The 19,944-nt window shown below is 70.5% G+C and carries 18 protein-coding genes; 13 read left to right on the forward strand and 5 right to left on the reverse strand.

The window, feature by feature from the left end:
• Positions 1-200 precede the first annotated feature (200 nt).
• Both ACQHII_RS12255 and ACQHII_RS12260 read left to right on the forward strand, forming a co-directional pair.
• Entirely contained in the window at positions 201-884 is a 684-nt protein-coding gene (locus tag ACQHII_RS12255; RefSeq protein WP_427919341.1) for a DUF6230 family protein, read from the forward strand.
• The gene (locus tag ACQHII_RS12260; RefSeq protein ID WP_427919342.1) at positions 884-1,315 is read left to right on the forward strand and encodes a DUF6114 domain-containing protein; all 432 of its coding nucleotides are present in this window, start codon (positions 884-886) and stop codon (positions 1,313-1,315) included. Before ACQHII_RS12255 ends, ACQHII_RS12260 begins: the two co-directional genes overlap by 1 nt.
• Positions 1,316-1,387: 72 nt before the next feature.
• Here ACQHII_RS12260 and tatA read toward each other — a convergent pair whose 3' ends face one another.
• From tatA to ACQHII_RS12275, 3 genes are read right to left on the reverse strand one after another with little or no spacing between them, the layout of a single operon-like run.
• Complete coding sequence (gene tatA / locus ACQHII_RS12265) at positions 1,388-1,654, reverse strand: Sec-independent protein translocase subunit TatA (protein WP_427919343.1); 267 nt, start codon at positions 1,652-1,654, stop codon at positions 1,388-1,390.
• A gap of 31 nt (positions 1,655-1,685) precedes the next feature.
• Positions 1,686-4,199: a magnesium-translocating P-type ATPase gene (gene mgtA, locus ACQHII_RS12270; protein WP_427919344.1), complete on the reverse strand. Its 2,514-nt coding sequence runs from the start codon at positions 4,197-4,199 to the stop codon at positions 1,686-1,688.
• Positions 4,168-4,521 (reverse strand): ArsR/SmtB family transcription factor, encoded by a 354-nt coding sequence (locus ACQHII_RS12275; RefSeq protein WP_019071430.1) that lies wholly within the window; start codon positions 4,519-4,521, stop codon positions 4,168-4,170. The genes mgtA and ACQHII_RS12275 overlap by 32 nt, the downstream gene beginning before the upstream one ends.
• Positions 4,522-4,661: 140 nt before the next feature.
• On the opposite strand from ACQHII_RS12275, the gene ACQHII_RS12280 reads away from it, so the two are divergent.
• The 6 genes from ACQHII_RS12280 to ACQHII_RS12305 all read left to right on the forward strand — a co-directional run bounded on the left by ACQHII_RS12280 (position 4,662) and on the right by ACQHII_RS12305 (position 10,670).
• Positions 4,662-5,117: a tellurite resistance TerB family protein gene (locus ACQHII_RS12280; RefSeq protein ID WP_019071429.1), complete on the forward strand. Its 456-nt coding sequence runs from the start codon at positions 4,662-4,664 to the stop codon at positions 5,115-5,117.
• Between the two features lie 737 nt (positions 5,118-5,854).
• Positions 5,855-6,874: a substrate-binding domain-containing protein gene (locus ACQHII_RS12285; protein WP_427919345.1), complete on the forward strand. Its 1,020-nt coding sequence runs from the start codon at positions 5,855-5,857 to the stop codon at positions 6,872-6,874.
• 39 nt (positions 6,875-6,913) lie between these two features.
• Positions 6,914-9,262, forward strand: coding sequence for a nitrate- and nitrite sensing domain-containing protein (locus ACQHII_RS12290; RefSeq protein WP_427919346.1), 2,349 nt, complete (start codon positions 6,914-6,916; stop codon positions 9,260-9,262).
• 11 nt (positions 9,263-9,273) lie between these two features.
• Complete coding sequence (locus tag ACQHII_RS12295; protein WP_266773724.1) at positions 9,274-9,705, forward strand: roadblock/LC7 domain-containing protein; 432 nt, start codon at positions 9,274-9,276, stop codon at positions 9,703-9,705.
• 1 nt (position 9,706) lies between these two features.
• A complete protein-coding gene (locus ACQHII_RS12300; RefSeq protein WP_019071425.1) occupies positions 9,707-10,066 on the forward strand; it encodes a DUF742 domain-containing protein in 360 nt (119 codons plus the stop codon).
• Positions 10,053-10,670, forward strand: a complete 618-nt coding sequence (locus tag ACQHII_RS12305) for a GTP-binding protein (protein WP_427919347.1) — start codon at positions 10,053-10,055, stop codon at positions 10,668-10,670. The genes ACQHII_RS12300 and ACQHII_RS12305 overlap by 14 nt, the downstream gene beginning before the upstream one ends.
• On the opposite strand, the gene ACQHII_RS12310 is transcribed toward ACQHII_RS12305, so the two are convergent.
• Positions 10,651-12,159, reverse strand: coding sequence for a M81 family metallopeptidase (locus tag ACQHII_RS12310; RefSeq protein ID WP_427919348.1), 1,509 nt, complete (start codon positions 12,157-12,159; stop codon positions 10,651-10,653). The genes ACQHII_RS12305 and ACQHII_RS12310 overlap by 20 nt on opposite strands.
• 103 nt (positions 12,160-12,262) lie before the next feature.
• Positions 12,263-13,456, reverse strand: a complete 1,194-nt coding sequence (locus ACQHII_RS12315) for an ROK family protein (protein ID WP_427919349.1) — start codon at positions 13,454-13,456, stop codon at positions 12,263-12,265.
• A gap of 180 nt (positions 13,457-13,636) precedes the next feature.
• Between ACQHII_RS12315 and ACQHII_RS12320 the strand changes: the two genes are divergently transcribed.
• From ACQHII_RS12320 to ACQHII_RS12340, 5 genes are read left to right on the forward strand one after another with little or no spacing between them, the layout of a single operon-like run.
• Positions 13,637-15,394, forward strand: coding sequence for a peptide ABC transporter substrate-binding protein (locus ACQHII_RS12320; protein ID WP_427919350.1), 1,758 nt, complete (start codon positions 13,637-13,639; stop codon positions 15,392-15,394).
• Between the two features lie 3 nt (positions 15,395-15,397).
• A complete protein-coding gene (locus tag ACQHII_RS12325) occupies positions 15,398-16,357 on the forward strand; it encodes an ABC transporter permease (protein ID WP_427919351.1) in 960 nt (319 codons plus the stop codon).
• Positions 16,354-17,232 (forward strand): ABC transporter permease, encoded by an 879-nt coding sequence (locus ACQHII_RS12330; protein ID WP_427919352.1) that lies wholly within the window; start codon positions 16,354-16,356, stop codon positions 17,230-17,232. The genes ACQHII_RS12325 and ACQHII_RS12330 overlap by 4 nt, the downstream gene beginning before the upstream one ends.
• Entirely contained in the window at positions 17,229-18,881 is a 1,653-nt protein-coding gene (locus ACQHII_RS12335; RefSeq protein WP_427919353.1) for a dipeptide ABC transporter ATP-binding protein, read from the forward strand. Before ACQHII_RS12330 ends, ACQHII_RS12335 begins: the two co-directional genes overlap by 4 nt.
• Positions 18,878-19,813 carry an ROK family protein gene (locus ACQHII_RS12340; RefSeq protein ID WP_427919354.1) on the forward strand — a complete coding sequence of 312 codons (936 nt, stop codon included), beginning with the start codon at positions 18,878-18,880 and terminating at the stop codon, positions 19,811-19,813. The genes ACQHII_RS12335 and ACQHII_RS12340 overlap by 4 nt, the downstream gene beginning before the upstream one ends.
• The last annotated feature ends 131 nt before the right edge of the window (positions 19,814-19,944 follow it).

The raw sequence follows: 19,944 nt of genomic DNA on the forward strand, positions 1-19,944 counted from the left end.
ACACTCTTTTTCCACAACTCCCTTGACCCTCGAATGTAACCCCCGGTAACTTCCTCGACGGCTACTGCTGCGTAACCTGAAAGCCCTTGCACCCGCCGGGAGTTGTGAGGACGGCTGCGCCGCACTCGCTGTCCGCGCCAGGACAACGCGCCACATTGGATACCGATCCGCGTTGACTAGAGCAGCACATGGGAGCAGACATGGCTTCACCCTCGGACGCCAACTCGTCCGCAGGCAACACCCCCGAGAACCCGGAAACCGGTTCCGCACCCGAGACCGCCGAGGTTCCCGAAAGACGCGGTCAGGTCCGACTGCGCCGCGCCGCGGTGATGGCGGTGCCGGCCACCCTGGCGGCCGCCGCCCTCGGGATCCTCACCGCCCAGGGCGCCCTGGGGGTGCAGTTCTCCATCTCGGGCATGCCGTTCACGGTCACCGCCAAGTCGCTCGACGGCACCGGCTTCGAGCAGTTCGGCGACCTGGACAACATGATCCCGAACAGCCCGAACGCGGGTGACACCGGCGGGCAGGTGCTGGTCATGACCTCCGCCATCAAGAGCGCCACGCTCGACAGCCTCTGCCAGAGCGTGGACCTCGGCGGCATCAACCTGCTCATCAAGGCGGGCACCGGCTCGACCAAGGTGACGGCGAGCGACCTCACCACGGACTCGACGGAACTGTCGGGTGACGCCGCCTTCACCAACATGGAGATCGGCAACGACGCCAGCACGCTCACCAAGGCGGGCGTGCAGGGCAAGAAGGGCGTCTTCAGCCAGCAGTCCGACACCGTGCACATCGACAACCTGCGGCAGACCAACTACTCCACCACCGCTGGTGTGTTCAAGCTGCCCGGCCTCAAGCTCAGCTTCAGCGACTCGGGTTGCTGATGTCCGACAACCTGTCACGGCAGGGGACGCGGCCCGCCTTCAGAAGTTGGCGGGCTCGTCGTCCGTTCTGGGGCGGGCTGCTGCTCGCCCTGGGCGGGGCGGAGATCCTGCTCACGGAGAAGGTGTCGCTGAAGGTCGCGATGCACATCGGGATGCAGGGCATGACCGGCTATCTGCTCCCCGTGCTGATGCTGCTGCTCGGCCTGCTGATCCTCTTCAGCCCGAGTCAGCGGCTCTTCTACTCGATCGTCGGGGTCCTGTGCACGCTGGGCACCTGGCTGACCTCGAACCTCGGCGGCTTCTTCATCGGGCTGCTGCTGGGAGTCGTAGGCAGCTGCCTCGCGTTCGGCTGGCTGCCGGACCAGGAACCGCGGTCCGAGCGCAGGCGCCGCAAGCGCGAGGCGAAGTCGGAACTCCAGCACCAGGCCTGACCGTCAGGGCCTTGACGGCGTCACGCCCCGGCAAGCACAGCCGCCGGGGCTCGACGCATGCCCGCCCCGCCGTCAGTGCGCGGCGGCCGGCGGCTCGGTGGAAGCGGAAGTGGGAGCGGTCGCCGGGGACTCGGTCGAGGTGTGCACGGCGGTCGGCTCCACGGGGACCGACTCCGCCACGTTGCTCTCCTCCTTCATCGCCTTCGCCTCGCTCTTGAGGATGCGCATCGACTTGCCCAGCCCGCGCGCCGCCTCGGGGAGCTTCTTCGAGCCGAACAGCAGGATGACCATGATCGCCACGACCAGCAGGTGCCATGGTTCCAGTCCGTTGCGGAGCATGACCTCGCCCTTTCGTCCCTGACAACAGTTGCTATGTTGCGCAACTGTACAACCCACGAGTGGATCGCAGACCCCTCAGGGCCAGGGCGTACAGACCGAGCACGGCCGCCAGCAGCAGGTAGTAGGGAAGCGCGAGCCCCGTCATGCCGAGCGCCGCGCCCAGCGGAGTCGGCGGCAGCAGGAGTCCTACGGCGGCCAGTACGGCCGCGGCCCGCCCGACCGGCCCCGGTCCGCCGCCCTCCGCGAGGCTCCGTCCGGTGCGCAGGAGCAGCATCACCAGGGCCTGGGTGAGCAGGTTCTCGGTGAACCAGGCCGAGTGGAACAGCACCTCGTCGTCCACCGCGTCGGGCCCGCGCAGCGCGAGCGCCAGCACGGCGAAGGTGGCGAGGTCGGCGACCGCGTTGAGAGCCCCGAACCCGGTGATGAACCGCAGGAACGCCCGGGGCCGCAGCTCGGTCGGCCGGCGCAGCGCGGCGGCGCCCGGCCGGTCGTGGGCGAAGGCCAGTTGGGCCACGTCGAAGCAGAGGTTCTGGGCGAGCACCTGGGCCGGGAGCATCGGCAGGAAGGGCAGCAGCAGACCGGCCGCGAGCATCGCGATGACGTTGCCGAGGTTCGAGGAGAACGTGACCCGAAGATACGAGGCGATGTTGGCGCTGCTGTGCCGGCCGGCGGTGACCGCGTGCCGGATCGCGGTGAGGTCCTTCCCGGCGAGCACCACGTCGGCGGCCTCGCGGGCCACGTCGACGGCGGCCCGCGGTGCGATCCCGACGTCGGCGGCGCGCAGCGCGGGCACGTCGTTGAGACCGTCGCCGAGGAAGCCGACGGTGTGTCCGGCCGCGCGGAGGGCGGCGACCGCGCGGGCCTTGTCCTGAGGGGTGCAGCGGGCGGAGACCCGTACCTGCCCGGGGTCAAGGCCCAGTTCCCGGCACACGCGGGCCGCCGTGGCCGGATGGTCGCCGGTGAGGATCCGCACGCCGATGCCCAGCTCGGCCAGGGCTCGCAGGGCCTCGGACGCGGCCGGGTCGACGGCGTCGTGGAAGGTGACCAGTCCCCGGAAGGTCAGGCCCCGTTCGTCGGCGGGGGTGTACGCGCGCGTGCGGGCCGGGAGTTCGGCGGTGGCGACCGCCAGCAGCCGCAGCCCGGACCCGGCCTCACGGGCGGCCAGGGCGAGCAGCCGGTCCCGTTCACCGGGCTCCAGCAGACAGCGCTCCACGACGTCCTCGACCGCGCCCTTGACGATGAGGGTGTGGGTCCCGAGGGCCTCACCGCGCACCACCGCCGAGGCGAGCCGCCGTACCGGGTCGAAGGGGACGGCCGCGACCCCGTCGTACTCCTCCCCCACCGGTCCGGCCGCCGCCAGCAGCGCTTCGTCGAGGGCGTCCGGGACGGGTGCGTCGGCGAGTTGGAGGGTCCACCAGGCGGCGGTGGCGGCCCGGTTCAGGACGTCCGGGTCGTCGCGGCCGTCGGGGCCGAGGGCGCGTTCCACGACCGGGCGGTCCTGGGTGAGGGTGCCGGTCTTGTCGAGGCAGAGGACGTCGACGGCGCCCAGGTCGTGCAGGGCGGGGAGCCGTCTGACGACGACGCCGTGCGTACGGGCCAGCAGCGCGGCCCCGCGCGCGAGGCAGGTCGTGACGATCACCGGGAGCATCTCGGGGGTGAGCCCGACCGCCACCGCGACGGCGAAGGGCAGTGTCTCCAGGCCCCGGCCGCGCAGCGCCGCGTTGGCCATCAGGACCAGCGGGGGCGTCAGCAGCATGAACCGGATCAGCACCCAGGAGACACCGTGCACGGAACGGTCGAAGGCGCTCGGTTCGCGTCGCACCGGCCCGCCGTGCGCGGCGCCGAACCGGGTCCGCGCGCCCGTCTCCAGGACGACCGCCGTGGCACTGCCCGAGACGACTCCGCTGCCCTGGAAGCACAGGTGCGGCTGGGCGAACGGCCCCTCGTCGGCCGCACCCGGCAGTTCCACGGCGTCCTTGGCGACCGGCGCGGACTCGCCGGTCAGCGCGGCCTGGTGCACGGTCAGCCCGCTCGCGCGCAGCAGTCGTAGATCCGCGGGGACGAGGTCGCCGGGGCCGAGCCGGACCACGTCGCCCGGGACCAGTTCGGCGACCGGTATCTCCCGGGCCCGCACCGGGGCGCCGGCGTCCGCGCGGCGCAGTACACAGGCGGTCGAGCCGACCAGCTCGCGCAGGTCGTGCAGGGAGCGGTCGGCCCGGTGCTCGCCGCCGGCGCGCAGCACACAGCTGACCGCGACGAGCGCGAGGATCACGGCGGCGGTGCCCCAGGAGGCGACGAGCGCGGAGACCAGGCCGAGGCAGAGCAGGACGGCGGTGAAGGGGTCGCGCAGACTGCGCAGGAACAGGCGGTACCAGGGTGTCGTACGGCGTTCAGGGAGGGTGTTCTCGCCGGTCGCCGCGAGCCGGGCGGCGGCCTCCGGTTCGGTCAGTCCGCGCGGGCCGGTGTCGAGGTGCCGCAGCGCCTGGAGCGGGGTGTGCCGGTGGGCGGCGGCGTCAGAGTCCACGGAGTCGGGGGGCGGGCACATCGCGGTCGGCGCGGTCGGTGAGGCGGGCGACCGCGAGCCGGACCACGTCGACCACGTCCGGGTCGTCGACGAAGTACACCTGACGGCGACCCTCGCGGCGGGAGCGGACCAGGCCTGCGAGCTTCAGTTTGGTGAGGTGCTGGCTCACGGCGGGCAGCGCGCCGCCGACCCGCTCCGCGAGCCCGGTCACGTCGCTCTCGCCCTGGGCCAGTGCCCACACGATGTGCAGCCGCGCGGGCGAGGCCAGGAGGCCGAAGGCGGCGGCAGCGCCCGCGAGTACGTCGGCGGACGGGTCCTCGAAGCCGCGGCCGGCTGTCTGCACCGTCGTCGCCTCCGTCCTCGCCCTTGCTTCCGTACGAACCGCCCCAGTCTAGGGGGCCGGAACTTCTCTCCGGTCCGGGGAGTTTCCACGGTGTCGCAGACCCGGATCTGTATACGACCGACTACACACATGGAGAGCGCATGGCCCTGTGGGACCGCTTCAAGGAGTCCGCGTCGACGATGCAGACCCAGCTCGTGGCGAAGAAGAACGACCTGAAGAGCGGGGCGTTCCGGGACGCGAGCATGGCGATGTGCGCGCTCGTGGCCGCTGCCGACGGGACCGTGGACCCCTCGGAGCGGCAGCGCGTAGCCCAGCTCATCGCGAGCAACGAGGTGCTGCAGAACTTCGACGCGATGGACCTCCAGCGCCGTTTCGACGCCAACCTGGACAAGCTGACGGCCGACTTCGCCTTCGGCAAGGTCAGCGTGTTGCAGGAGATCGCCAAGGCGAAGAAGAAGCCCGCCGAGGCGCGTGCCGTGATCCAGATCGGCATCGTGATCGGCGGCGCGGACGGCGACTTCGACAAGACCGAGCAGGCCGTGGTCCGCGAGGCCTGCTTCACCCTGGACCTCCCGCCGCACGAGTTCGACCTCTGACCGGCCGTCGGGGGACATGACCGGGAGCACGCCGGACGCCCCGCCCCGGACCGCGGCCTGATCCACGCCCCGCGCCTCGACGGCCGGGCGCACTTCGGCCGGATCGCCGCGGTCCCCGGCGTCCCGGCCCAGACCCTCACGCGGCGCCGGAGCCGGCCGCGTACGCATCCCGCCCGACGCCCCGTCACGCGACTCACCCCCGAGGCGTACGCATCGCGTCCGGCGCCGGGGCGCGCCTCTCACGTACCGCGCCCCGGCATACACGCCATCAGCACCACCACACTCCGGAACGCCATCCCCAAGGTCGCCCCGAGCTGCTGGACCGCCTTGAGCGGCGTCGGCGGTGATCGCGTCGGGCGTGCCGGTGACGAGGATGCCGAGTCCGCCGTAGGTCACGCGGCGCCTCGCTCCAGGGCACCTCCGGCGCGGTCCCCGGGATCGCCGGTTTCTGCCGTCCGGGGCCCCTCGGGGCGATGAAGTCCCTTACGGGAAGCCCGAGTTGCCGATGTAACCATCCGTCCCCCCGTGTGTAACCTCCTCAACCTCCTTACGACGTCGAGATGATCACAATGCGGCAGCAACAACTCACTCCGGGTCGCTGCTCACTTGACTACCAGCGGTCACACACGATTGGCTCCGGCCCAGCGGGAGTCACCCGGTCGGCGCACCTCATACGGCTCCGGGCGCACTCTCCCCGTCCCCCGAGCTCGGCCGCACAGCGAGGTGCCGCACCCCCCATGACCACTCCTCCCTCACCTCACGCCCCCTTCCGTCGCATACGCGGCACGGTGCTGACCGGCACCTTCGCCGTCTGTCTGCTGCTCGCCGGCTGCTCCGGGACCGGTGGTTCCGGGTCCGGTTCGGGCACGGGCGCGGCCGGTGCCGCGGGCACCGGCCGCCTCAAGATCGCCATGGTCACCCACGCGAGCAAGGGCGACGCCTTCTGGGTGCTGGTGAAGAAGGGCGCCGAGGCCGCCGCCGCCAAGGACGGCGTCGAGCTGACGTACACGAGCGACCCGGACGCCACCGGGCAGGCCGAGCTGGTGCGGGACGCGATCCGGGACGGGGTCGACGGCATCGCGCTGACGCTGGCCAAGCCGGACGCGATGAAGGCGCCGATCGCCCAAGCCAAGGCCTCGGACATCCCCGTGGTCGGCCTCAACTCCGGTATCGACTCCTGGCAGTCGGACGGTGTCCTGGAGTTCTTCGGGCAGGACGAGAGTGTCGCGGGCCGCGCCGTCGGCGAGAAACTGGACGCCCTCCAGGCCAAGCACGCCCTGTGCGTGATCCACGAGCGGGGCAATGTCGCCCTGGAGGCGCGCTGCGCGGGCGTGAAGAAGACGTTCACCGGCGAGACCGACATCCTCTACGTGGACGGCACCGACATGAACGCCGTGGGCGCGGGTGTCACGGAACGGCTCAAGCAGGACCCCAGCATCGACGAAGTGGTCATGCTGGGCGCCGACTTCGCGCTGTCCGCGGTCAAGTCCGTGAAGGCGGCGGGCAGCAAGGCCAAGGTCGCGACCTTCGACCTCAACTCGGCCCTGGTCAAGGCCGTGCAGAGCGGGGACGTACAGTTCGCCGTTGATCAACAACCGTATCTGCAGGGCTATCTGGCCGTGGACTCGTTGTGGCTGTACAAGACCAACGGCAACATCAGTGGCGGCGGGGCGGCTCCCGTGCTCACCGGCCCGGCGTTCGTGACGAAGACGAACGTCGGCGCGGTCGCGAAGTACGCGGCCAACGGAACGCGCTGACCGGACACTTCGTACGAGGATGTAGCGAGGACGACCACGATGTCTCCACGGACAGGTGCCCGGCGCCGCGTCGGTTCCATACGTCTTTCCCTGATCCTGCTCGCCCTGGTCCCCAGCGTCACGCTGGCCGCGATGTGGGGCGTGACGACGACCCAGATGTTCACCGAGGGCCTGCGGCTGCGCTCGCAGACCGAGTTGAGCATGTCGACCGGCGCCATGGGCACCGAGGCCGCGCTCGCGCTCCAGCAGGAGCGCAGTCTGTCGGCGGCCTGGCTGGCCTCGCCGCACGGCTCGCGGGCCGCGCTGGACGCGCAGCGGGTCAAGACGGACAAGGCGGTGGCCCGGCTCGTGGGCCAGTCCGGCGCGATCAAGAAGGCACCGGCCCGCATCAGGGACCGGATGTACTCGGTCGTCGCCTCGGTGGACAGCCTGGAGTACTACCGGGACCAGGTGGACAAGCCCTCCGACATCACCGCCCAGCAGGTGCTGGACCAGTACACCTCGATCATCAACGACCAGATGCAGGCGTTCCAGGCGCTGTCCCAGGTCGACGACGGCGACCTCACCTCGCAGGCCGGGCCGCTCATCACGCTGGAGCGCGGCGCCGAGATGGTCTCCGTGGAGGACGCGCAGCTGACGCTGAACTGGCCCTCCGGACACCTCGACGACAAGACGTGGGAGGCGTTCGCGGAGCAGGTGCACGCCCGGCGCTGGCTGGTCGAGAACCAGATCGTCGGCATGTTCACCGGCAGCGCGAAGGACCAGGTCGAACGGGTCCTGCTGAGCCCGCAGTGGAAGACCCTGGAGTCGGTGGAGAACAAGGTGCTCGCGGCCGGCACCACGAGCGGCGGCCCGGACGGCCGGGTCACCCTGCCGAACCTGCAGAAGGAGTGGAACTCCGCGCTGACCGAGGTCGGCGACCAGTACACGGTCATGATCAGGCAGCAGACGGCCGGGCTCCTCGACCGCAGTTCCGACAAGGCGCACAGCCTGCTCGTCACCGCCGCCTCGCTGAGCGCGGGCGGACTCGCCGCCCTGCTGCTGTGCGTGGGCATGTCCTGGCGGATCACCCGCTCGCTGTCGCGGCGCCTGCGCGGTCTGAAGATGGCCACGCTGGGCCTGGCCGAGGACCGGCTGCCGGACGTGGTCGCCCGGTTGAACCGCGGCGAGAAGATCGACGTGGAGTCCGCGACCCCGCCGCTGGACTACGGCGGCGACGAACTCGGCCAGGTGGCCCAGGCGTTCAACACCGCGCAGCGCACCGCCGTGCACACCGCGATCGAACTCGCCGACACCCGGCGGGGGTTCCAGAAGGTCATCCTCGGCATCGCCCGGCAGAGCCAGAACCTGGTCAACCTCCAGCTCACCAAGCTCGACCAGCTGGAACGCCGGCACGACGACCCCGAGGTGCTGCGCGGCCTGTACGAACTGGACTCCACGGCAAGCCAGTTGCGCCGCTACGAGGAGAACCTCGTCGTCATCAGCGGTGAGCAGCCGCGCCGCAGCTGGACCGAGCCGGTCGCGCTGATCGACATCCTGCGCAGTGCCGTCGGCGAGGTCGCCGAGTACCAGCGGGTGGAGGTGCACACCGAGGAGGAGGTGTGCCTCGCGCCGCCCGCGGTCGCCGACGTGATCCATCTGCTGGCCGAGCTGATCGACAACGCGACGGTGTACTCCCCCGCGCCCAGCCCGGTCGGCGTGCGGGCCGCGATGGTCGCCAAGGGTCTGGTGATCGAGGTCGAGGACCGCGGGCTCGGCATGTCCGAGGAGGACTACGCCTCGCTCAACCAACAGCTCGCGATACCCCCGCAGTTCGACGTCGTCGCCCTCGCCGACGACCTGCGCCTGGGCATGTTCGTGATCGCCCGGCTCGCCACCCGGCACGGCATCGCGGTGACGCTGCGCTCCTCGCCGTACGGCGGCACCACCGCGATCGTGCTGATCCCGCACGAGATCGTCGTACCCGAGCCGTTGGAGGAGCCGGCGCCGGTCGCCGCGAAGGGCGCCGACGAGGCCGTCACCGTGGAGCGGGTCGCCGCCGCGGCCGAGCAGGCGGCCGAGCTGCCGGGCCCCGCGGCCGGGGCGCTGCCCGCCATTCCCCCGGCGCGGTCCGCCGAGCCGCCGGTCACCGCCGATCTCGGCGGGCTCGCCCCGTTGCCACGGCGGGTGCCGCAGACCAGTCTGGCCAGTGAGTTGCGGGAGGAGGCAGGACCGGCCGAGGAGGACGGTGAACTGGAAGACTTCACCGCGGAACGTGCGGCTTCCTCGCTGGCCGGGTTCCAGCGCGGCACGTTCCAGGCGCGTGACTCCCTCGACGACGACGCGCCGTCGCAGTACGACCGGGAGGAAGCAGCCGCCTCCTCGAATCCGCCCGCCGACCGCTCATGAAGGACTCCGCCATGACACGTCCCGTGCCCGCCACGCACACCCAACTCGACCAGTTGCTCACCGGACTCGTGGACCGGGTGGCCGAGGTGAACCAGGCCGTCGTGCTGTCCGAGGACGGCCTCGTCGTCAGCAAGTCCACCGGGTTCCTGCGCGACGACGCCGAGCGGCTCGCGGCCACCGCGTCCGGGCTGATGAGCCTCAGCAAGGGGGTCAGCATGGACTTCCGCGGCGGTCCCGTGCGCCAGGCGCTGATCGAGATGGCGAACAGCTATCTGATCCTCACCTCGGCCGGCCCCGGCGCCCACCTGGTCGTGCTGACCGGTCCGGGCGCGGACGTCGGGGTCGTGGCGTACCAGATGAACATGCTGGTGAAGAAGATAGGCGAGCATCTCAGCGCCGCGCCGCGGGCGGGCGTCGGCCCCGCGGCCGGCTCCGGCGAGTGAGGTGAGCGGTGGCGACGCGGCGGGACGGCTGGTACGACCGTTCACGCTGACCGGTGGCAGAACCCGGCCCAGCCGCGCCGATTTCACCCTCATCACCACGGTCACCGCGGTCGACCCGGCGCCCGCGCGGGCGCCCCGGCCGCAGCCGGAACAGTCCCGCATCCTGCGGCTGTGCGCGGAGCCGCTGGCGGTGGCGGAGGTCGCGGCCCTTGTCGACCTTCCGGTGAGCGTGGTAGTGATCATGCTCTGCGACCTGCTGGAGGCGGGCCTGATCACGGCCCGTCCGCCGCACCCGGTCTCCCGTACCAGCCCGGACATGGACCTGCTGCAGAAAGTGAGGGAGGGCCTTGGCCGGCTCTGACACCATCGCTCCGGCACCCGCGCCGCCCGAGACGGTCAAGATCCTGATCGCGGGGGGCTTCGGCGTCGGCAAGACCACCATGGTCGGTTCGGTGAGCGAGATCGCGCCGCTGCGCACCGAGGAACCGCTCACCTCGGCGAGCCTGGCCGTCGACGACCTCGACGGCATCGAGGAGAAACGGGCCACCACCGTGGCCCTGGACTTCGGCCGCATCACCATAGGCCAGGACCTGGTGCTGTACCTGTTCGGCACCCCGGGCCAGCAGCGCTTCTGGTTCATGTGGAACGACCTGGCGCTCGGCGCCCTCGGCGCGGTGGTCCTGATCGACGTGCGCCGCCCGAAGTCCAGCTTCGCGGCCGTCGACTTCTTCGAACGCCGGGGCATCCCCTTCGTGGTGGGCGTGAACGGCTTCTACGGCGAACACCCGTACCCGGCGGAGGCGGTCCGCGACGCGCTGGCGCTCCCTGAGCACGTCCGGGTGCTGCTGTGCGACGCCCGCGAACGCGACTCGTGCCGGAACGTACTGATCGCGCTGCTGGACCAGTTGATCGAGGCGGCCATCGAGGACGGCGGGGGCGGCAGGCTCACTCGTCCGCCCCGCTGAGCGGTTCGTCCGAGGAGGCGATGATCCGGGCCGAGAGGTCCGGCTCGGCCATCTCCCGGTCGAAGGGGAACATCGGCCGCCGGATGCGGTGATGGCCGAGCCGGACCAGGTCCTGGTCGACCCCGCCCGGGGTGAGCGCCATCTTCCAGTCGGCGGCCATGGCGAACAGCTCGGGTTCCAGATAGCCGATCTTCACGAGCACGAGATCGGCCGCGCGCGGCGCCAACTCCAGGTCGGTGAAGTCGTGTTCGTGGTGGTACGGCTTCCGCAGCCGGGTCAGGATCACGTACACGCTGCCCACCTTGAGCACCACCTCGGTCTCGGCGTCCCGGTCGCCGTGGCGGACCGAGTGGACGACACCGGTGAGGGTCAGCGGGGGCGCGTGGCGGTCGTCGACCTCCGCGCCCGCCGTGACGGTCACGGTGGCGCCGACGCCGGCTTTTACGGCCGTGTCCACCGCGGCCGGTCCGGGCAGCGACGCGTAGATGACCGTAGGGCCGTCGTCGTTCTTGAACTCCGGGCGCTCCAGGACCTGTTGGAGGCCCCAGGTGACGTCGCCCGCGCCGCCGGCGGTCGGGTTGTCGCCGGTGTCGCTGATGAAGTACGGGCGGGCGGTCGAGGCGAGGGCCTCGTCCAGGCACTCGGTCAGGGTGCCGGTCGGGGCGACGAACGCGAAGTCGTGCCGGGCGTCCCAGAAGTTGCGCGCCAACTGTTCGGCGCCTGCGGTGACTTGGGGTTCGGACTGGCCGGTGACGACCACCGCGGCGCGGTTGCGGGGTTCGTCGGCCCACGCGTAGCCGACCCAGATCGCCGCGTCGGTGATTCCGTCGGTGGCTTCTACGTCTTCTACGGCCGCGTAGACGCTCCGTGCCGGTTCGATACGGGTGGAGGTCTGCTCGCCCGCGAGGAGTACGGGGACCGGGATCCACGCCTTGACCGGGCGGGGGGCGCCGCTCGCCAGAAGGTCGACGAGGTTGCGGGCGGCGCGTTCCTTGGTGTCCATGGCGTCCTCGTGCGGGGCCATGCGGTAGCAGGTGATCAGGTCGGTGGCGTGGACCAATTCTCGGGAGACGTTGCCGTGGAGGTCCATGGAGGTCGATACGAGGGTGTCCGGGCCGACGGTTTCCCTTATGCGGGTGAGGAGTCGGGCCTCGGCGTCGTCCATGCCCTCTACTGTCATCGCGCCGTGGATGTCGTACCAGAGGCCGTCCAGGGGGCCCAATTCCCTTAGCCGGTCGATGAGTTCGTCGGAGAGGGCGGTGAAGGCGGTGGACGTCACGGTGCCGCCGGGGAGGGCCTTGCCGACCAGGGCGCCTTGCCAGTCGGCGGCTTCCCTGAGCGGGGTGCCGGGGGCGAGGAAGGGGTAGCGGGTGAGGACTTCGGGGCCTCGTTGGGGGTGGAAGGCGGGGGCTTCCGTGCGGGCCGGGGAGAAGGTCGAGGATTCGATGCCGAGGCCTGCGATGGCGATGACAGGACGTGAAGAAGGCAATGGGGGCTCCAGGTTGTGTGTCGGGTGCGGGTGCGTGGGGGCTGGTCGCGCCCACGCGGCGGAGCCGCAAATTGATACAGCCCCGCGCCCCTAAAAGGACAAGTCACCGCGTTTTGTCTGTGACCGTCTGCAATGCCTGCGCCAGGGCCCGTTGCAGTGCGAACTGGCCGGCGCCCACCAGCCCTGCGTCCGCGCCCAGGCTGGCCCGTTCGATCACCAGGTGCTCCGTCACCAACGGGTGGCAGCCTTCGTAGAGTTGGCTGCGGACTGCCGCGACGAAGGGTTCCAGGGTCGAGAGGATGCCGCCCAGATACACGGCGTCCGGGTTGAAGAAGTTGACGTTGGCCGCCAGGACTTGGCCGAGGTAGCGGCCGGCCTGGCGGACGGCTCGGGTTGCCTCGGGGTGGGAGTCGGTGGCGAGGCGTACGACGTCCTCCGTGGTCGTCACGTCGAGGCCGTGGCCGCGCAGGATGCGGACCAGGGCTGCGCCCGAGGCGACCGTTTCCAGGCAGCCGGTGTTGCCGCAGGAGCAGGGGATGTCGTGGGCGGCCTCGACGCGGACGTGGGTGATCTCACCCGCCGCGCCGGTGCCGCCGCGGTAGAGGCGGCCGTCGGCGATGACGCCCGCGCCGATCGCGGTGCCCGTCTTGACCATGATCGACTGGCGGCGCTCGGCGGGCTGCACGGTGTGCTCGCCGACGGCCATGCAGTTGGCGTCGTTCTCGATGGCCGCCGGGACGCCGAACCGGTCCTCCAGCCAGGCCCGGACCGGGAACCGGTTCCAGCCGGGCATCCGGGACGGGAGCGTCACGACGCCGCCGGCGACGTCGACCGGGCCCGGCAGCGAGAGGCCGACCCCGCGCAGCAGTTCCGGGCCGCGTCGCTCGGCGAGGCTCTGGAGGGTGTCGGCGAGGCCCGGCAGCGCCGCCTCGGGACCGTCCGCCGTGGGAAAGGGCACGGTCGACACGTCGGTGAGGCCGCCGCCGGGGAGGACGACCCCCACGTGCGCGTGCTTGCCGCCCAGTTCGGCCGCGACCGCGAAGCCGTCGCTGCCGCCCAGCCGGAGCACCTTGCGCGGCCGGCCGCCGGTGGAGGAGCGGGTGCCGTGCTCGGCGACCAGGCCCAGGGACACCAGCTGACTCACCGCGAGGGAGATCGTCGAGGGCGCGGCGCCCAGCAGTTCGGCGAGGTCGGTGCGGGTCGCGGCCTGCCCGGAGGCGAGGAGTTCGAGGACGTGCTCGGCCAGTGAGGAGACGCCCGAGGTGCTCTTCCGGCGATGGGCACTTTTTTCAGGCATGAAGGAAGTTACTTCCGGATCGGCGGTCGGGGCGACGAGCGTAAGTCACCCGCATGCCCTGTGCGCTTTTTCCAGAACGGCAGTAACAGGCTTTTTACAGCGGCACGCCTGTTTCTTCGCCCACAGGGGTCGTTGACTGTCCTCACTCCCGCCTCCGCCCCTCTTTTTCCGAGGAGAACCATGTCCCCTGTCCGCAAGAGACTCCTCGCCGGCGCCTCCCTGACCTCGGCCGCGCTGCTGCTCGCGGGCTGTTCCGGGTCGAGCGGTACGTCGTCCTCCGGGTCGCACGACTCGATCAACTACGCGCTGCCCGCGAACTTCACCCCGAACTGGATCCTCCCGATCGGCACCGCGGCCCACCTCAACACCAATAACATCTCCATCGCGAACGCCCTGTGGGAACCGCTGATCGCCTACGACGGCTCGACCGGAACGATGGGCTGGAACAAGAAGGGCTCGGTCGCGACCGCGGCGGACTTCGCGGCCGACAACAAGAGCGTCACGATCACCCTCGGCGAGCGGCAGTGGAGCGACGGGAAGCCGATCACCTCCGCCGACGTGAAGTTCTGGTTCGACCTCATCAAGGCGAACAAGGCGCAGTGGGCGGGCTACAACCCCGGCAAGGCGCCGGACAACTGGACGTCCTTCAAGACCGTCGACGCCCGCCATTTCACGATCACCTTCGACAAGGCCTACAACCCGCAGTGGATGCTGGCCAACGAGCTGAGCCTGATCAACCCGCTCCCTCAGCACGTGTGGGACAAGGCCGGGGACGCCAAGAAGGACTGGACGTACCTCAACAGCGCGGCGAAGAACATCAACGGGTACGCCACGAACGCCCTGTGGAAGACGGTCAGCGGCCCGTACACCGTGAAGTCCTTCTCCACGGCGGGCAAGGTCGTCCTGGCCGCCAACCCGAAGTACGACGGCGGCGAGAAGGCCGGCATCCCCACCGTGAACCTCCTCCCCTTCACGACGGCGGACGCCGAGAAGAACGCGCTGCGCTCCGGGAGCGTCGACTACGGCTACATCGAGGCCACCGACCTCGACCAGAAGGACAGCTTCACCGCACAGGGTTACACCGTGAAGCCGTGGTCGGGCTGGGCGATCACCTACATGCCGTACAACTTCAACAACCCTGCCATGGGTGCGGTGTTCAAGCAGCTCTACGCCCGGCAGGCCGTACAGCGGTCGATCGACCAGAGCACTCTGGCGAAGGTCGTCTTCAACGGGACGGCGGTGCCCGGGTACGGGCCGGTCCCGCAGGCGCAGACCTCGTCGTTCCTGTCGGCCACGCAGAAGAGCGACCCGTATCCGTTCTCGACCTCGGCCGCCAAGTCGCTGCTCACCGGCCATGGTTGGAGCGAGCAGGGCGGGGTCATGACCTGCACGAGCCCAGGCACCGGAGCCGCCCAGTGCGGTGCGGGGGTCGCCAAGGGGACGAAGTTCCAGATGCAGGTGCTGTCGCAGTCCGGTTCGACCGTGACCGACAACATGATGAGCGCGATCCAGTCCTCGCTCGCGAAGACCGGCATCAAGTTCTCCATCAAGACCGCGCCGGTCAACTCCGTGCTGTCGCAGACCCCGCAGTGCACGGCCTCGCAGTCGATCTGCAAGTGGCAGCTGTCCTACTTCGGTACGGCGGGCAGCTGGTACTTCCCCGCCTTCCCGACCGGTGACTCGCTCTTCCAGACCAAGGGCGGCGCGAACTTCGGCAACTACTCCAACGCCGACGTCGACCAGCTCATCTCCGCGTCCACGACGTCGAGTTCGACCCAGGCGGTCCAGGACTACAGCGCGGCCCTCGCCAAGGACCTGCCGGTGATCTGGCTGCCCGAGCCCGACTACCAGATCTCCGTCGTCAAGAACGGCCTCGGCGGCTTCTCCCAGGACCCGCTCGCCAACTTCCACCCGGCACAGTGGAAGTGGACCAGCTGAGGCATGGACACCCTCCTGTATCTGACCCGGCGGATCGCCCAGGCGCTGGTCGTCATCCTCATCGTGACGGTCGTGGTCTTCGGTCTGCTGCACGCGCTGCCCGGGGGTCCCGCACGCGGGATCCTCGGGCCGCAGGCCACGCCCCAGCAGATCACGCTCTTCAACCACGACCAGGGGCTCGACCGGCCGCTGCCCGTCCAATACCTGTACTACCTGCGGCAGTTGCTGCACGGCGACCTCGGCACGTCGTACACCCTCAACGAGGCGGTGTCCCAGCTCATCGGGCAACGGCTGCCGAAGACACTGGTGTTGACCGTGCTGTCGGCGGTCGTGGGGCTGGTGCTCGCTCTTCCGCTGGGCATGTGGCAGGCGGTGCGGCGGAACAAGCCGGCCGACTACGTCATCACCACGCTGAGCTTCGTGGCGTACTCGACTCCCGTGTACTTCCTCGGACTTGTGCTGGTGATGGTCTTCACGCAGGTCGTGCGGTGGTTTCCTTCGCAGGCGCCGCAGGGGGACACGGTCGCTCAAGTCTTCGCGGATCCCGTGGCGTTGGTGCTGCCGGTGGTGACGGGGGCGGCCTCGATGGTCGCCGTGTTCAGTCGGTACATGCGGGCGGCGACCTTGGAGAACCTGTCCGAGGACTACGTCCGGACGGCTCGGGCGGGGGGTTCTCGGCAGCGGGCGATCCTCTTCAAGCATGTGTTCCGGAACTCGTTGACTCCGGTGATCGCGATGCTCGGGTACTACGTGCCGGTGCTGTTCGGTGGGGCGCTGGTCGTCGAGCAGCTCTTCAACTACCCGGGGATGGGGCTGTTGTTCTGGAGTGCGGCCCAGTCGTCCGACTATCCGGTGCTGTTGGGGTGTGTGCTGGTGATCTCTGTGGCGACTGTGGTGGGGACGCTGCTCGCCGATGTCGTGCAACGGATCGTGGATCCTCGCGTGAAAGGGGCCACGACATGAGTGTTCAAAGTGCCGGTCGGTGGGGGCTGGTCGCGCAGTTCCCCGCGCCCCTGAGAGCGCGCTTCGCGCGCAACAAGCTTGCCGTTGCCGGGATCGTCCTAGTCGCCCTCTTCTTTCTTTTCTGCTTCCTCGGGCCTCTCCTCTACTCCACCGATCAGACCCATACCGATCTCACCCAGGTCAACCTCTCGCCCAGCGGGGGCCATTGGCTCGGTACCGATGCCGTCGGGCATGACGAGCTGGGGCGGCTCATGTACGGCGGGAAGGTGTCCTTGCTCGTCGGGCTTGCCGCCGGGGTGCTCGCCACCGTCATCGGGACGCTCTGGGGGTCGGTCGCCGGGTATGCCGGTGGATGGGTGGACGCCGTCATGATGCGGGTCGTGGATGCGGGGATCGCGATCCCCGCGCTGTTCATCCTGCTCGTCGTGTCCGCGATCACCACTCCCGGTGTGCCGGGGCTGATCGTCATTCTGGGGCTGGTGTCCTGGCTCGTGCCCTCGCGGCTCGTGCGGGCCGAGACGCTGACCCTGAAGCGGCGGGACTATGTGCTGACCCTGCGGGCCATCGGCGGCAGCCACGGACGGGCCATCGCCCGGCACATCCTGCCCAACTCGGTGTCGACGATCGTCGTCGCGGCCACCTTCCAGGTCGCCGACGCGATCCTGCTCGTGGCCTATGTGTCCTATCTGGGACTGGGAGTCCAGCCGCCGGCGACCGACTGGGGCGGCATGCTCTCGGCCGGGCTGACGGCCGCCTACTCGGGGCGCTGGTGGCTGATCGTGCCGCCGGGTCTCGCGATCATCCTCGTCGTGTGCGCGTTCAACGCGATCGGTGACGGACTGCGGGACGCCTTCGACGTGAAGGGACGCGGATGAACGACATCCTGGAGATGGAGAATCTGGGCGTCACCTTCTCGACCGAGAGCGGTGACGTGCCCGCCGTACGCGGGGTTTCGTTGCGGGTGGCGCCCGGCGAGACGCTGGCCCTGGTGGGTGAGTCCGGGTCGGGGAAGTCGACCGTGGCACTCGCCGCCCTCGGGCTGCTGCCGGGCAACGCCCGTGCGTCCGGGGGCGTTTCGGTCGGCGGTACGGATGTGGTCGGCGCCGGTGAGGCCGAACTCGCGCGACTGCGTGGACGTACGGCCTCGATGGTGTTCCAGGAGCCGGCCACCGCACTCGATCCGCTGACCCGAATCGGCAGGCAGATAGCGGAAGTTGTACGGAATCATCGGGACGTGTCGCGGCAGGAGGCGGCCGGCGAAGCCGTCGAGCTGTTGCGCAGGGTCGGGATTCCCGATCCCGAGCGGCGGGCCTCCGCGTTTCCGTTCCAGTTGTCCGGCGGGCAGCGGCAGCGGGTCGTCATCGCCATGGCCATCGCCAACTCGCCGGGGCTGCTCGTCGCGGACGAGCCGACCACGGCGCTCGATGTCACCGTGCAGGCCGAAATCCTCGATCTGCTGCGGGCGTTGGCCGTCGACTCGGGGACGGGCGTGCTGCTGGTCACGCACAACATGGGGGTCGTCGCCGACTTCGCCGACCGGGTCGCCGTGATGCTGGAGGGGGAGATCGTGGAGACGGGAGCGGTGGAGGACGTGCTGTTGCGGCCCACGCACGAGTACACGCGGAAGTTGTTGGCGGCCGTGCCCCGGCTGGCCGTGAGCGAGCCGGTGGGTGCCGTACGCCGGCAGAGCGAGGGGGCGCCCGTCGTCGAACTCCGGGGCGTGGGCGTGCGGTTCGGGCGGGGGCCGCGTGCCGTGCGGGCGCTGGACGACGTGTCGCTGACCGTGCGGGCCGGGGAGACCGTGGGGCTCGTCGGTGAGTCCGGGTCGGGGAAGTCGACCGCCGCGCGAGTGGCGCTGGGCCTGGTCGCGCCGGAGTCCGGGGACGTCTCGCTCTTCGGGGCCGATCTGCGCAGGACGCGGGGGCGGGCGCGGCGGGCCCTGCTCGCCGGGGTCGGTGTGGTGCTCCAGGATCCGGTGGCCTCGCTGGACGCGCGGATGAGTGTCGCGGAGTGCGTCGCCGAGCCGTTGCGGGTGCACCGGCGTGGCATGGGAGCCGTCGAGCGGCGCGAGCGGGTTGCCGAGGTGCTCGAACTGGTGCGGCTGCCAAGGGAGTTGGCGAGGCGTGGGCCACGTGAGCTGTCCGGTGGGCAGCGGCAGCGGGTGAGTCTTGCCCGGGCCCTCGTGCTCGAACCCCGGCTGCTGGTCGCGGACGAGCCGACGAGCGCGCTGGACGTGAGTGTGCAGCGGACCGTGCTGGAGGTGATCGCCGAGTTGCAGGCGGAGCTCGGGTTCGCGTGTCTCTTCGTGTCGCACGACCTGGCCGTGGTGCAGCGGTTCGCGGGGCGGGTCGTCGTGATGCGGGGCGGGCGGGTCGAGGAACAGGGGGCGACCATGAGCACCTTGCTGCATCCGGAGAGCGCATACACGCGGCGGCTCATCGCCGCCGTGCCGGTGCCCGATCCGGTGGTCCAACGGGAGCGCAGAGAACGCCGGGTGGCGTCGGGGACGGAGGCCGGCGCGTGAGCGGGGCTCACCAGGTGATCGCCGGATTCGACATCGGCGGGACCACCACTCAGGTCGTGCTGTGCACGGACCGGCTCGATGTGCTGGACCGGGTGGAGGTGCCGACCCCGGCGAGCGAGGGCGGGGCGGCGATGGTCGGCGCCGCGCTCTTGGCGCTGCGGCTGCTGCTGGGCCGTACGCCCGCCCGGTTGCTCGGGGTCGGGGTCGGGGCGGCCGGGCTCGTGGACGTACGGGCTGGGCGAATCCTCGTGGCGAGCGACTCGTTCCGTGACTGGGCCGGGTTCGAGGTGACGGCGACTGTCCAACAGGCTCTGGACGTACCGGCGTTCCTCGACAACGACGTCAACGCGTTTCTGCGCGGGGAGGTCGCGAAGGGCGCCGTCGTGGGCGAGGAGAACGTGCTCGCGATGACGCTCGGCACCGGGGTGGGTGGCGCGCTGTGGCTGAATGGCGCCCTTTACGACGGGCCGCGCGGGGCGGCCGGCGAGATCGGTCATGTGCCGGGGTTCGGCGAGCTGCCGTGCACGTGCGGCGGCCGGGGGCATCTGGAGACGCTGGCGTCGGGGCGGTCGATCGCGGCGCGGTACGGGGAGCGGACGGGGGTGGAACGTAGCGCCCGCGCGGTCGCCGAGGCGGCTCTCGGCGGCGATCCGGACGCGCTCGCCGTGTACCGGGAGGCGGGCCGGGGTGTGGCCCGTGCGCTGCTGATCACGGCGGGGCTGCTGGATGTCACGACGTGCGTGATCGGCGGGGGTGTCAGCCGGTCGTGGGCGCTGCTCGGGGCGGCCGTGCGGGAGACGCTGGCGCTGGAGCCGCCGGTGAGCGGTCACCCGGTGCGGGTGCTGCCGGCCCGGCTGGGCGGTGACGCGGTGGCGGTCGGGGCGGCGGCCAGGGCGCGGACGGAACTGCTGATCCACACAGGGGGCTCGTAGCCGACGCCTACGTGAACGACGAGAACCGGCCAAGCACGACCGTGTGATTGACGCGCACGCGCCCCATCTCTACCTTCTGATCGACTTACCGAACCTCGTTCGGTATATCGAACTCCTTTCAGAACGATGGG

Origin of the sequence: Streptomyces sp. cg40 (assembly GCF_050320165.1) — a bacterium.
In the GTDB taxonomy this organism is placed as follows: Bacteria; Actinomycetota; Actinomycetes; order Streptomycetales; family Streptomycetaceae; genus Streptomyces; species Streptomyces hokutonensis.